General features: G+C 63.0%; 9 protein-coding genes. 5 read left to right on the top strand and 4 right to left on the bottom strand.

Features of this window, described 5'->3' with window-relative positions:
- Nucleotides 1-38: 38 nt before the first annotated feature.
- Together sufB and AC1DDS_RS20165 are read right to left on the bottom strand one after the other, a co-directional pair.
- Nucleotides 39-1508 (bottom strand): Fe-S cluster assembly protein SufB, encoded by a 1470-nt coding sequence (sufB, locus tag AC1DDS_RS20170; protein ID WP_310420648.1) that lies wholly within the window; start codon nt 1506-1508, stop codon nt 39-41.
- A 136-nt stretch (nt 1509-1644) separates the two neighbouring features.
- Entirely contained in the window at nt 1645-2814 is a 1170-nt protein-coding gene (locus AC1DDS_RS20165; RefSeq protein WP_477480477.1) for a cysteine desulfurase family protein, read from the bottom strand.
- Nucleotides 2815-3030: 216 nt separating this feature from the next.
- On the opposite strand from AC1DDS_RS20165, the gene AC1DDS_RS20160 reads away from it, so the two are divergent.
- Complete coding sequence (locus AC1DDS_RS20160) at nt 3031-3708, top strand: alpha/beta hydrolase (RefSeq protein WP_310420653.1); 678 nt, start codon at nt 3031-3033, stop codon at nt 3706-3708.
- A 61-nt stretch (nt 3709-3769) separates the two neighbouring features.
- Here AC1DDS_RS20160 and AC1DDS_RS20155 read toward each other — a convergent pair whose 3' ends face one another.
- Nucleotides 3770-4897, bottom strand: coding sequence for an anhydro-N-acetylmuramic acid kinase (locus AC1DDS_RS20155; protein ID WP_477480476.1), 1128 nt, complete (start codon nt 4895-4897; stop codon nt 3770-3772).
- A gap of 100 nt (nt 4898-4997) precedes the next feature.
- Between AC1DDS_RS20155 and tyrS the strand changes: the two genes are divergently transcribed.
- A complete protein-coding gene (gene tyrS, locus AC1DDS_RS20150; RefSeq protein WP_477480475.1) occupies nt 4998-6251 on the top strand; it encodes a tyrosine--tRNA ligase in 1254 nt (417 codons plus the stop codon).
- Between the two features lie 90 nt (nt 6252-6341).
- Here the strand turns inward: tyrS and AC1DDS_RS20145 are convergent, their stop codons facing one another.
- Nucleotides 6342-9722 (bottom strand): YhdP family protein, encoded by a 3381-nt coding sequence (locus AC1DDS_RS20145; RefSeq protein ID WP_477480474.1) that lies wholly within the window; start codon nt 9720-9722, stop codon nt 6342-6344.
- A gap of 151 nt (nt 9723-9873) precedes the next feature.
- Here AC1DDS_RS20145 and bcp point away from each other — a divergent pair, with 151 nt between their 5' ends.
- From bcp to AC1DDS_RS20130, 3 genes are all read left to right on the top strand, one after another.
- Entirely contained in the window at nt 9874-10341 is a 468-nt protein-coding gene (gene bcp, locus AC1DDS_RS20140; RefSeq protein WP_477480473.1) for a thioredoxin-dependent thiol peroxidase, read from the top strand.
- A 4-nt stretch (nt 10342-10345) separates the two neighbouring features.
- Complete coding sequence (locus AC1DDS_RS20135; RefSeq protein ID WP_477480472.1) at nt 10346-11191, top strand: ferritin-like domain-containing protein; 846 nt, start codon at nt 10346-10348, stop codon at nt 11189-11191.
- Between the two features lie 88 nt (nt 11192-11279).
- Complete coding sequence (locus AC1DDS_RS20130; RefSeq protein ID WP_477480471.1) at nt 11280-12581, top strand: M23 family metallopeptidase; 1302 nt, start codon at nt 11280-11282, stop codon at nt 12579-12581.
- Nucleotides 12582-12682: the final 101 nt, after the last annotated feature.

Below are 12682 nucleotides of genomic sequence, written 5' to 3'. Positions count from 1 at the left end.
AGATGGCGCGCAACGGGCGCGCCGAAGCAATTTAGATATCAGCCGACCGAGCCTTCGAGGCTGATGCTGATCAGCTTCTGCGCCTCGACCGCGAACTCCATCGGCAGTTCCTGGATCACTTCCTTGACGAAGCCGTTGACGATCAGTGCGATCGCCGCCTCTTCCGGAATGCCGCGCTGCAGGCAGTAGAACAGCTGGTCCTCGGAGATCTTCGAGGTGGTCGCCTCGTGCTCGAACTGGGTCGAGGAGTTCTTCGCCTCGATATAGGGCACGGTATGCGCGCCGCACTTGTCGCCGATCAGCAGCGAGTCGCACTGGGTGAAGTTGCGCGCGTTTTCCGCCTTGCGGTGGGTCGAGACCTGGCCGCGATAGGTGTTCTGCGAAACGCCGGCGGCAATGCCCTTGGAGATGATGCGGCTCGACGTGTTTTTGCCGAGGTGGATCATCTTGGTACCCGAGTCGATCTGCTGATGACCGTTCGAAACGGCGATCGAGTAGAACTCGCCGCGCGAATTGTCACCGCGCAGAATGCAGGACGGATACTTCCAGGTGATCGCCGAACCGGTCTCAACCTGCGTCCAGGAGATTTTGGAGTTCTTACCGCGGCAATCGCCACGCTTGGTGACGAAGTTGTAGATGCCGCCCTTGCCTTCCTTGTCGCCCGGATACCAGTTCTGGACGGTGGAATACTTGATCTCGGCATCGTCGAGCGCCACGAGCTCGACCACGGCGGCATGCAACTGGTTCTCGTCGCGCTGCGGCGCGGTGCAGCCTTCGAGGTAGGAGACGTAAGCGCCCTCCTCGGCGATGATCAGCGTGCGCTCGAACTGGCCGGTGTTCTTCTCGTTGATGCGGAAGTAGGTCGACAGCTCCATCGGGCAACGCACGCCCTTCGGCACGAACACGAAGGAACCGTCGGTGAAGACCGCGGAATTCAGCGTTGCATAGTAGTTGTCGGTCGTCGGCACAACGGTGCCAAGATACTTCCTGACGAGGTCCGGGTGCTCGCGGATCGCCTCAGAGATCGACATGAAGATCACGCCGGCCTTCTTCAGCTCTTCCTTGAAGGTGGTGACGACGGAGACCGAATCGAACACCGCATCGACGGCGATTTTCGAGGTCTGCACGCCGGCGAGAATCTCCTGCTCGCGCAGCGGGATGCCGAGCTTCTCATAGGTCTTGAGAATCTCCGGATCAACCTCGTCGATCGACTTCGGTCCGCTCTGGTTCTTCGGTGCCGCGTAGTAGTAGAGATCGTTGTAGTCGATCTTCGGATAGTTGACGCGCGCCCAGGTCGGCTCCTCCAGGGTCAGCCAGCGGCGATAGGCGCCAAGCCGCCACTCGAGCATCCAGTCGGGCTCGCTCTTCTTGGCCGAGATGAAGCGAATGATGTCTTCGTTAAGGCCCTTCGGTGCCTTTTCCACTTCGATCGTGGTCTCAAAACCGTACTTGTACTGGTCGACGTCAATCTGACGGACCTGATCGATCGTTTCCTGCACGGCAGGCATATCGTTCTCCAATCTCGCCGGATCCAAGGTCCGGCAGCTTGTCAACGTGTGGCGGGTATCCGCCGGTTATGTAAGGGCCAGAAGGGGCTTTTCACACCTTTTGGCAAGTAAAAACTTGCGTTTCCGCAACTTTCCGTCAGGCCGCCGCCACCCCCTGTCGCCGCCGCGCCGCAATGCGCGCAAACGCATCGACAAACCGCTCAACGTCGGCTTCCGTCGTCGTCGGACCGAGCGAGACGCGCAAGGCGCCAAGACCGGCATCAAAACCCATCGCCGTCAGCACATGACTGGCGCCGACCTTGCCCGACGAGCAGGCGGACCCGGCCGAAAGCGCAATTCCTTCCAGGTCGAAGGCGATCTGCCCCGTCTCGGATTTCAGGCCCGGCAAGCTGAAGAACGTTGTATTGGACAGGCGCGCCATATCGTGACCGTGGATGATGAGATCGCCGGCCAGCGCCCTCATCCGATCCTCCATGCGGTCGCGCAGGGCCGCCAGGCGCTCGTTACGCCCCGTGAAGTCCTCGCTAGCCGCCCGCGCGGCAGCCGCAAAGCCTGCCAGGGCCGCAGGGTTCTCCGTGCCCGAGCGGTGCCCCTTTTCCTGCCCGCCGCCATGGATCAACGGCCTCGGCATCAGCGCCTCGCCGCGCGACACCAGGGCGCCGGCGCCCTTGGGCCCACCGAGCTTGTGTGCCGAGAGGATCAGGAAATCCGCATCGATCTCGCCGATCGAGAGCGGGATCCGGCCGGCAGCCTGAACGGCGTCCACGACGAACAGGCCGCCGCGCTTGCGCACGATTGCCGCCGCCTCGCGCACCGGCTGCACGATCCCCGTCTCGTTGTTCGCCAGCATGATGGCAACCATGGGCAGGCCGCTCGACGCGTCATGGGCCTCCAACAGGGTTTCAAGCACAGCAAGGTCCACGACGCCCGAAGGCGTCACCGCTACTTCGGACACCAGTTCCTTCTCGAACCGGCCGCCTTCGCGAACCGCCGGATGCTCGATCGCCGAGACATAAAGGCGGCCGACCTTCAGTGGCGTGCGGCCCATGCGGAAGTCGGGCGTCAGCACCATATTGGCCGCCTCGGTGGCGCCGCTGGTAAAGATCACATGCGCCGCCTCGGCGCCGGCAAGCGCCGCCACGTCACGGCGGGCGCCGTCGATCACGGCGCGCACGGCCCTGCCCTCGCCATGCACGGACGACGGATTACCGGAAAGGTCGAGCGCGGCAATAATCGCCTCACGGGCGTCTGCCGCAAGCGGCGCCGTCGCGTTCCAATCCAGATATGTCCTCAGCCGTCCTGGCATCGTTACAAAGGGCTCCAATCCTGCACCTGACATGGCAGCGTGCATTTTTCTTGAAATTTCCGCCGCGCTTGCCGTAAGAGACGAACCTCGATACGCGCTCAGCGCAGATTTAAGTTTCGAACGGTTCTAAACTGGTTCTAGAAAAGCTGACTGGTTTCGTCAAGACATCCAGGGCTGTCGAAACGGTTTTTGATCCAGAAACATGCCGGAGAACGAATGCCCGAAATCATCTTCAACGGACCTGCCGGTCGCCTCGAAGGCCGCTATCAGCCTTCCAAGCAGAAGAACGCCCCGATCGCCATCATCCTGCACCCGCATCCACAGTTCGGCGGCACGATGAACAACCAGATCGTTTACCAGCTCTTCTACATGTTCCAGAAGCGCGGCTTCACGACGCTCCGCTTCAATTTCCGCGGAATCGGCCGCAGCCAGGGCGAGTTCGACCATGGCGCGGGCGAACTGTCGGACGCGGCATCCGCGCTCGACTGGGTGCAGAGCCTGCATCCGGACTCGAAAAGCTGTTGGGTTGCCGGCTACTCCTTCGGCGCCTGGATCGGCATGCAGCTCCTGATGCGCCGGCCGGAGATCGAAGGCTTCATGTCGATCGCCCCGCAGCCGAACATCTACGACTTTTCCTTCCTCGCCCCCTGCCCATCCTCCGGCCTGATCATCAATGGTGACGCCGACAAGGTGGCGCCTGAGAAAGACGTCAACGGCCTCGTGGAGAAGCTGAAGGCGCAGAAGGGCATCCTGATCACCCACAAGACCGTCCCGGGCGCCAACCACTTCTTCAACGGTCAGCTCGAGACGTTGATGGCCGAGTGCGAGGACTATCTCGACCGCAGGCTTGCCGGTGAATTGGTACCGGAGCCGGCTGCCAAGCGCCTTCGATAGCCCCGAACGGCAAAGACCGCTCTCGATCCGCCGGCGAAATCCGGCGGATTTTTTCGTTCTATCAATGCTGCGGCGTGGACAGGATCCCGCCCGTAACCGGTATCCGGACCCCGGTCGTCCCCGGAAAGGTCAGCGGCAGCCCATCCAGCGACCTCACCGCAAGATAGGCCCAGGCCTCCGCCTCCATGCTGTCGCCGTTGAGGCCGACGGATTCCGCCGCCATGACCGCTGCGCCAGTGGCGCCGGCAAGCTCCGTCAGGTCACCCATGATGATCCGATTGAGGCGTCCGCCGCCGCACACGACATAGGTTTTCGGCTCCTCCGGAAGGTGACCGGCCGACTTGAGAATTGCCGCAGCCGTCACGTGGGCCAAGGTGCGTGCGCCATCTTCAAGGGTCGCGTCCGATCCGGCCGGCGGCGCAAAGTCGTTGCGGTCGAGCGAGCGCCGCTCGTCCGAGACGAAGAATGGGCTGGAGAGGTAGCGCGCGACGAGATCGGGAAGAATCCGGCCCTCGCTCGCGATCATGCCGCCCTGGTCGAACGGAACTCCGGCATGGGCCTCGACCCATTGGTCGATCAGGGTGTTGCCCGGCCCGCTGTCGAAGGCGACGATCCGCCCATCCGCGCCGACATAGGTGAGGTTCGAGATGCCACCAATGTTCACGAAAGCCGTGGGCAAGGCGCAGTCCGCCGGGAGATTGCGCGCCAGCGCGGCATGGTAGACCGGAATCAGCGGGGCGCCCTGCCCGCCATGGACCATATCGTTCGCGCGCATGTCGAAAACGACCGGGATGCCGGTCTTCCGCGCCAGCAGGGCGCCGTCGCCAAGCTGCACGGTGAGCGCCTGTCCCGGCCGGTGCAGCACCGTCTGGCCATGGAAGCCCACGACATCGATATCGGCCGGCGCCATGTCGTTTTCATGCAGGAAGGCCTGCACGGCAGCGGCGTGGCGAAGGGTCAGTTCGCGTTCGACGTCCGCCAGGTCCGCCGGCCGTTCCTCCCGCTTATCGATCGCCTTCGCTGTTTCCAGCGCGCCCTGGAGGCGACGACGGAATGCCGGGTCATAGGCAACGCCCATGGACGGTCCGCGTACGACCTGGGCCTCGCCGTCCGTCCTCAGCAGCGCCACATCGATGCCGTCCATGCTGGTGCCGCTCATCAGGCCGATTGCGGTTCTCGTTTGTCCCATCGAAGAAATCCAGAATCACTTTTGAAGTGATTATGCGCAAAAACAGTGCTAAACGCCCGGCCGTTCACTTAAATAAACCTCCCCTACAGAGAGAAGACCAATGTCGGGTTTCAAGTCAGATTTCCTTCGCACGCTCAGCGAGCGCGGCTTCATCCACCAGATCTCGGATGAGACCGGCCTCGACGACCTGCTCGCCAAGGAAACCGTGACGGCCTATATCGGCTTCGACCCAACCGCGCCGAGCCTGCACGCCGGCGGCCTGATCCAGATCATGATGCTGCACTGGTTCCAGCAGACCGGCCACCGGCCGATCTCGCTGATGGGCGGGGGCACCGGCATGGTCGGCGACCCGTCCTTCAAGGACGAGGCGCGCCAACTGATGACGCCGGAGACGATCGACTCGAACATCGCCTCGATCAAGAAGGTGTTCTCGAGCTATCTGACCTACGGCGACGGCCCCAAGGACGCGCTGATGATCAACAATGCCGACTGGCTGCTCGGCATCAACTATCTTGAGTTCCTGCGCGACGTCGGCCGGCACTTCTCGGTCAACCGCATGCTGTCCTTCGACAGCGTCAAGATGCGCCTCGACCGCGAGCAGTCGCTGTCCTTCCTCGAATTCAACTACATGATCCTGCAGGCCTACGACTTCGTCGAGCTGAACAAGCGCTACGGCACGCGGCTGCAGATGGGCGGCTCCGACCAGTGGGGCAACATCATCAACGGCCTCGACCTCGGCCACCGCATGGGCACGCCGCAGCTCTACGCGTTGACATCGCCGCTCCTGACCACTGCTTCCGGCGCCAAGATGGGCAAGTCGCTGTCCGGCGCCGTCTGGCTGAACCCGGAGATGCTGTCGGCCTATGACTTCTGGCAGTACTGGCGCAACACCGAGGATGCCGACGTCGGCCGCTTCCTCAAGCTCTACACGACGCTGCCGATGGACGAGATCGCCCGCCTCTCGGCGCTCGGTGGCTCGGAGATCAACGAGGTCAAGAAGATCCTCGCAACCGAAGTCACCGCCGTGCTGCACGGCCGCGAAAACGCCGAGCAGGCGGCCGAGACCGCCCGCAAGACCTTCGAGGAAGGCGCACTCGCCGAGAACCTGCCCTCGATCGAGGTACCGGCCGGCGAGCTCGAGGGGGGCATCGGCGTTCTCTCGCTGATCGTCCGCGCTGGCCTTGCTGCCTCCAACGGCGAGGCCCGCCGGCACGTGCAGGGCGGTGCGGTGCGCATCAACGACAACGCCGTCACCGACGAGCGCATGACGATCGGCGGCGGCGAAATCACCGCCGACGGCGTGATCAAGCTGTCGCTCGGCAAGAAGAAGCACATTCTGGTCCGACCCGCCTGAGCGGGATCGCAATCCATCCGACGAATGCATCAACCCGCGATCGATGGTCGCGGGTTTTTTCTTGGCCGCCTGTCCGTCAGCCGCCGGCGGTCAGAACTCGAAAATGTTGCGGAACACGCCCGGCGCGATGATCGAGAGCGGGTTGACCAGCAGGCCCGGCCGGTCGAACGGGCCGCTGAGCTTGAAGGTGATGCCGATCAGGCCCCGATCGCTGCCGTTGCCCAGGATGAAGCCGATCAGCGGCAATTCGGCAAACAGGCGGTTGAGGCCGTAAGCCGGCATGAAGGTGCCGGTCAGCTCCATCCGGTCGCTTGCGTCGCGAACCGTGCCCTGGAAGGTGGCGCCGACCGCCTCTCCACGCACCACGCCGTTCTCCACCCGCAATGTGCCGCCTTTCGACACGACGAAGGCAAAGCCGCGCGAAAAATGCATCGAGCTCGTATCGATCTCGCTGCGGACAGCTTCATTGAGGCTGCGGCCACCGGCCGGTGTCGAAACCATCGAGCGTAGCTTTTCTTCACCCGTCAACTTGAACTTGCGAACATCGACAGGTCCCCGCCAGCTGCCGTCAGCGCCGACCTTGAGGCGGACGTTCAACAGCCCGCCCTCCATGTGCCTGTAGATGTTGGCCAGCCGGGCGAGCGCGCCCGCATCTCCGGTCGTCAGCTCGAGCGTTCCCGTGTCCTTGCCCAGCTTGGCCACCAGCGCCTGGCCGCTGCCGGTCAAGGCACTCAGGTCCACCCCCGAAAGCCGATCGCCGTTCGTTGCGTAGTCGAGGCTGACATTGCTGAGCGATTCGCCGTTGAAACCGATGACCTGGCCGAGATTGGCGCGGATGGAGATCGGCACCTGATCCTTCTCACCGCCTGCACCGGTGGGGTTTGTCTTGAGCCGGCCAAGCACGGGGCGCGCATCGGCGACCTCCCCTTTCACCTTCACGACATATCCCGACTTGGCACGATCGATGGTGAGCGCATACCAGTCCTGCGCCGACAGCCGAACCTCGTCGAAACGCGCAGAATGTAGCGATGCTCCTTTGAGAACTGCGTCTCCAGAGACCGAGAAGCCGTCGCCGGAGAAACTAAAACCGGACAGACCGGTGGCGCCGTCCTCCTGCTTGTCGATGACGAAGGCTGCCTTCGCCGGCACCCCCGCCCCCTTGGTCCAGCCGACCCAGGGCAGCGACACGACGGTGCGCTGGAGATCAGCCTCGACCCGCTGGCGGTCATCGGATTCGGATGTGACCGAAAGCGCGATCGGTCCCGAAAGAAAATCGTTCAAGCCCGGGACCAGTCGGGCCCGATCCTTGTCCCCTACTGTGCCGGAGATTTTCAGTTCCCGCTTCAAACCGGCAGAACGATCGACAGGCTCAACGAGAACGATGTCGAGAGGCACCTGATCGACACGAGCCTTGGCCTTTAGATCCGCGCGAGTGGGGTTGACCAGCAGCTTGCCCTCGACCTGTGAAATTTGCCGCCCGGTGATCGGCTTCTTCAGATCCACCTTGAGAAGACTGATGTCGGCGGACCATTCCGGTGGTGGCGGATTATGGTCGCGCACCAGGCCGAGACGCGCCTTGACATTCGCCTCGACCGGACCTGTGAAGTCGGCCGGCGTGAACTGGGTCCGCTTCAGCACGTCGATCGGCTTGTAGGTCACCAACTCGGCGACCGCGTCCGCAGCGCCTGCCAGGTTGATGTCCATTTCGGCCATCAATGGCCGCTCGTAAGTGTTGGGCAACCGGAACGTGCCGCCTTTCACCGCCACGGTTCGCCCCGACGGCATATAGGCGGCGCCGCCCTTGATGTTGATATCGACGCTCTCGCCGTGAAGTTCGAAATGGCCGGTCGCGTCACGCACTGGCGGAATGGCACCGGCTACGTTGAGCCGTGTATCGGCGATGTCGAAGGCGATCGTCAGTTCATCCTTCTCGAGCAGGAGGCGCCCATCGGGCCTGGCCTTGCGGTCGTTCGCCATGGACACTTCGATGCGACCGTTCGTGACGGTACCGCCGAAGATGTTGGCCACGACCCACTGGCGCGCCTTCTTCCCCAGCCAGTATGGCCACAACTGCTTGACCGCCGCCGCCTGCAGGCGGTCGCTGACCATGGCGAAATTGACCTCCGGGGATTTTCCGCCAAAGGTCAGCCCGAGCGAACCTGCGACCGATCCATGTGGGCTCGACACGCCGAGTTGGTCGAACAGCACCTGCTTCGTTTTCGGGATCAGCCGACCCGCGACCTTGGCGTCGAACTTGACCGGAGCTTCGCCCGTATCCTCTGGCGCACTCACCGCGTTATGGAGGACAAGATCGACGGCGAACCCCTTGTCGCGCTGGTTAGGCAGCCGGTCCAGATCGATCAGGCCGCCCGTGAACGGAAACGTGGACGAACCGACGCGAACCTGTGACGGGGAGATTTCGATCGAGCGGCGCGCATAGTCGTAGAAGGTGGCAAGCTTTGTCGGCTTGAGTGCCGCGCCAACGCTGTCAAAGTACAGAGAGCCGCCTTCTGTGGCCGCCGCCAATTCGAGCCGTGGCTCAGCGCCCTTGGCGCCGCGCGTCGCCGACAAGGTGACGTCGGCCCGCGCATCAATACCCCAGCCGGGCTCCCCGTTTGTCGTCTGTCGCAGCGCAAACGCGTCAAGCGGGACACCGGAAACCAGGCCGCTGACCTCGCTGACGCCGCTCGCACCCTGCGCAACGAGTTCGATGTCACCCGATTGGCCGTCCAGCGCGTAACGCCCTTCGATCGACATGTCGTCGCTGGTCCGGGTGAAGGTCAGTTGCTCAACGTCCAACGAGTGAGACCGTCCTGCGGCGTCGGTTATCGGCAGGACAAGGTTGGTGATCCGGACACGGGAAAGCCCGTTGCCCGCAATCATCGCCTTGATCGCTTCCAGGCGATTAAAGGCGAGCTCCTGATAGTCTGGGATCGCATCGATGCGAACCGTATCGAAGTCGATCGGCGGCCCCTTGGGCAGGAGGGCCGGATTGAACATCGCCTGATCGATATCCAGCCTCGACGGCGAGATGCGCCCGGTCAGCAGCGCCAACGGATCCAGTACGATCCCCACCGCGCTCGCATTGGCAACGTTTCCACCGCTCGACTTTTCCGCAAGGGCGACGTTCTCGGCCTTCAGCGCCAGACCGCCGAAGCTGGAAAACCGGAGCACGGTCTTCTCCACCGTGGCACTGTAGCCCGGCCCGACCGCACCGTTCAGGGCTGCGAGCGCACGCGCATTCAGCGGCGCATCCACCAGCCCGCTCTCGACCGTTGCAACGACCAGCAGCAGAAGCAGGGCAGCCAACGCTCCAAGTCCGCCGAGCACGCGCAGCAGAACTGCAAAGTGGCCTGGTCGCTCGGTGCAATGCAGCACCATCGGCTCATGCGCTTGCGCCGACGGCAGAGCATGCAGGCAGACGATGTCACCCCTGCCGAACTTCACCTTCTCGCCGCGGATTTCGCTCATGTCGCGATTGTTCCGTTGTTCCTGCCCGCATGCCGGCCGTCTTCAGCCGCCACATGGATCGACTGATTGCGACTGGACGATTCCACTTGAGACTATATACCGGGGATAGCGCCCGCATGACGGAAAAACCTGTCCAAAGAAAGGAAATCCCATGGCAGAATTATCGCCAGGAGCGATGGCTCCAGATTTTTCGTTGCCAAGCGATGGCGGCGGCCAGATCGCTTTGAGCGATTTGCGCGGTAGGCCTGTCGTGCTGTTCTGCTATCCGAAGGACGACACCCAAGGCTGCACCACCGAGAACATTGCCTTCTCGGCCCTTCTTGGCGAGTTCGAGAAAGCGGGCGTCGCGGTCCTCGGCCTCTCGCCCGACCCGGCAAAAAAGCACGACCGGTTCAAATCGAAGTATGACCTGAAGGTACGGCTGCTTTCCGATGAGGATCATCGTGTCCTCGAAGCCTATGGCATCTGGAAGGAAAAAAGCATGTATGGCCGTCGCTACATGGGCGTGGAACGCACGACGTTCCTGATCGATGCAGCTGGAAAGATCGTGGAAATCTGGCCGAAGGTAAAAGTTGCCGGTCACGCCGAAGCTGTGTTGGCGCGAGTGAAAGAACTTTAAGTCAATGCCGCATCCAATTACCAATCCAGGTTTTTCCTCGATCAAAAGTCTGCGTGGCGGCGCGACCCAGGCGGTCCTTTCGGCCGACCTGGACCTGAAGACGGAACTCGCCCAGGAGACGGCGCGCCGCTGGTTTGCCCGCACCCTGTCGCTGCGCTCGCCGCTGGACCCACCGCTCCCCGACCGCCCCGGCCGCCCGGACAAGCCCGAGCTTGTGCCACCGAAGAACATGGAGAAGCGATCGCTGCACACGCTCAAGGGCCGGATCGCCCTGCTGCATGCACTTGCCCATATCGAACTCAATGCCGTCGACCTGGCGCTCGACATCGTCGCCCGCTTTACGACGGAAGGTGTTCCGCATTCCTTTTTCGACGGCTGGATGCAGGTCGCCTTCGAGGAAGCGAAGCATTTCCGTATGATTCGCGACCGCTTGCGCGAACTCGGCGCAGAGTATGGGGACCTTCCGGCACATGACGGACTTTGGCAGGCAGCCCACAGCACGCGCAACGATCTCACCGCCCGCCTTGCGGTGGTGCCGCTGATTCTGGAGGCGCGCGGCCTCGACGTCACGCCTGTCCTACAGGCCAAGATGCGCGAAACCGGCGACACAACGAGCGCCGACATCCTCGACGTGATCTACAACGATGAGAAGGGCCATGTCGCGGTCGGGGCAAAATGGTTCCGCTTCCTCTGCGCACGCGAGAAGAAGGACCCTTCGGCGACATTCAAGGAGTTGGTCCGAGTTAATTTCCGCGGCCCGCTCAAGGCGCCGTTCAACGACGTGGCCCGCGCCGAGGCCGGACTGACCCCTTCTTTCTACCGCAGCCTGGTCTCCGTCAGTCAAAGCTGACCACGCCCCTCAAACGTTTATTAACCTTAACAGGGTGTAATCCCGACAACCCTGGGGCAGGGAGTCTTTCGATAGTCGGGAGTTGAGGGTGGCGGAGCGTCCTGAAAACCGCGTGTTCGGCAAGCGCGAGCAGCAGCACATCATCATTCTTGCCAGCGGCGACAAGATCCGTCACATGACCGTTCGCCCCTGGATGACAGCGGTGGCGCTGTGTTTTGCCGGCATGTTCACCGTCGGCTATCTCGCGGCCACATCCTATCTCGTCCTCCGCGACGGCCTGATCGGCGCCACCATGGCCCGCCAGGCCCGAATGCAACACGACTACGAGGATCGGATCTCCGCCCTGCGCGCCCAGGTCGATCGCGTCACCAGCCGCCAGCTCCTTGACCAGCAAGTTGTTGAAGACAAGGTGGAAAAGCTGCTTCAACAGCAACTCGCGCTGACGGAACGCAATGGCAAGCTCGACACGCTGCTGAGCCGCGCGGGCAGTGCTGGAGTATCCGACCCCTCGCTCGAAGAGCCGGCTATCGAAGCAGAACCCCTTGCCTACGGCCGGCGCGCCGATGCCGCACCCGCCCTGAAGGCCATCGACAACCTCCTCGGTCGCGAGACAGCGGAAACGGCGCGGAAGGCATCCGTCGCCCCGCTCGCCTACGCGGCGCCCGGCGAGTCTGTCGCGGACCGCACCGACCGGATGTTCTCCAGCGTGACCCTGTCACTGAAGGATGCCGAACGCGAACAGATGGCGCGAATCCGTGCGCTCACGGATGGTGCGGCCGAAATGGCGGACGCGATCCAATCCATTGTGAATCACACCGGGATCGATCTCCAGACGCAACTTGCGGCCGACAATGCCAGCGCAATCGGCGGTCCCTTCGTCGAGCCGCAGACCGGCGATGCGTTTGTGTCTTCGCTCGGCGAGCTCGACATTGCATTGAACCGGCTGGACGCGGTGCGCAATACCGCACGCAAGCTGCCCTTCGCCACCCCCGTCCCCAGGGGCGACATTACGAGCCGCTTCGGCAATCGTACCGATCCCTTCCTCGGTCGCCTCGCCCTGCACGCCGGCATCGACTTCCGTCTGCCGACCGGCAGCGAGGTTCGCGCGACCGGCGCCGGCACGGTCCTTTCGGCCGGGCGCAGCGGCGGCTACGGCAATCTGGTCGAGATCGACCACGGCGATGGCCTTGTCACACGCTACGCACATCTCTCCAGAATCCTGACAAAGGTCGGCGAAACGGTCGAAAGCGGTGACCTCGTGGGACTGTCCGGATCGACCGGCCGCTCGACTGGTCCGCACCTGCATTACGAGGTGCGCCGCGACGGCCGCGCGAGCGATCCGGCGCGCTTTATCGCGGCGGGGACAAAGCTGTCGGCCTACATGAACTGAAGGGCCATTCTCCGCGTGTTAACCGCATATCGCGTTCGCTTCGCTTGCGAATCCTCAAGAATCGCTCGTTTCCTTGACTTTCCGGCGCTTTCAGCCTAAGT

Source organism: Mycoplana sp. 10N416, assembly GCF_056394765.1.
This window is presented reverse-complemented; position numbering and strand designations above follow the sequence as displayed.

What these genes read in the sequence shown, in the direction of transcription:
- sufB (WP_310420648.1), bottom strand. Translation starts at nt 1,508, where the DNA reads ATGCCTGCCGTGCAGGAAACGATCGATCAGGTCCGTCAGATTGACGTC.
- AC1DDS_RS20165 (WP_477480477.1), bottom strand. Translation starts at nt 2,814, where the DNA reads ATGCCAGGACGGCTGAGGACATATCTGGATTGGAACGCGACGGCGCCG.
- AC1DDS_RS20160 (WP_310420653.1), top strand. Translation starts at nt 3,031, where the DNA reads ATGCCCGAAATCATCTTCAACGGACCTGCCGGTCGCCTCGAAGGCCGC.
- AC1DDS_RS20155 (WP_477480476.1), bottom strand. Translation starts at nt 4,897, where the DNA reads ATGGGACAAACGAGAACCGCAATCGGCCTGATGAGCGGCACCAGCATG.
- tyrS (WP_477480475.1), top strand. Translation starts at nt 4,998, where the DNA reads ATGTCGGGTTTCAAGTCAGATTTCCTTCGCACGCTCAGCGAGCGCGGC.
- AC1DDS_RS20145 (WP_477480474.1), bottom strand. Translation starts at nt 9,722, where the DNA reads ATGAGCGAAATCCGCGGCGAGAAGGTGAAGTTCGGCAGGGGTGACATC.
- bcp (WP_477480473.1), top strand. Translation starts at nt 9,874, where the DNA reads ATGGCAGAATTATCGCCAGGAGCGATGGCTCCAGATTTTTCGTTGCCA.
- AC1DDS_RS20135 (WP_477480472.1), top strand. Translation starts at nt 10,346, where the DNA reads ATGCCGCATCCAATTACCAATCCAGGTTTTTCCTCGATCAAAAGTCTG.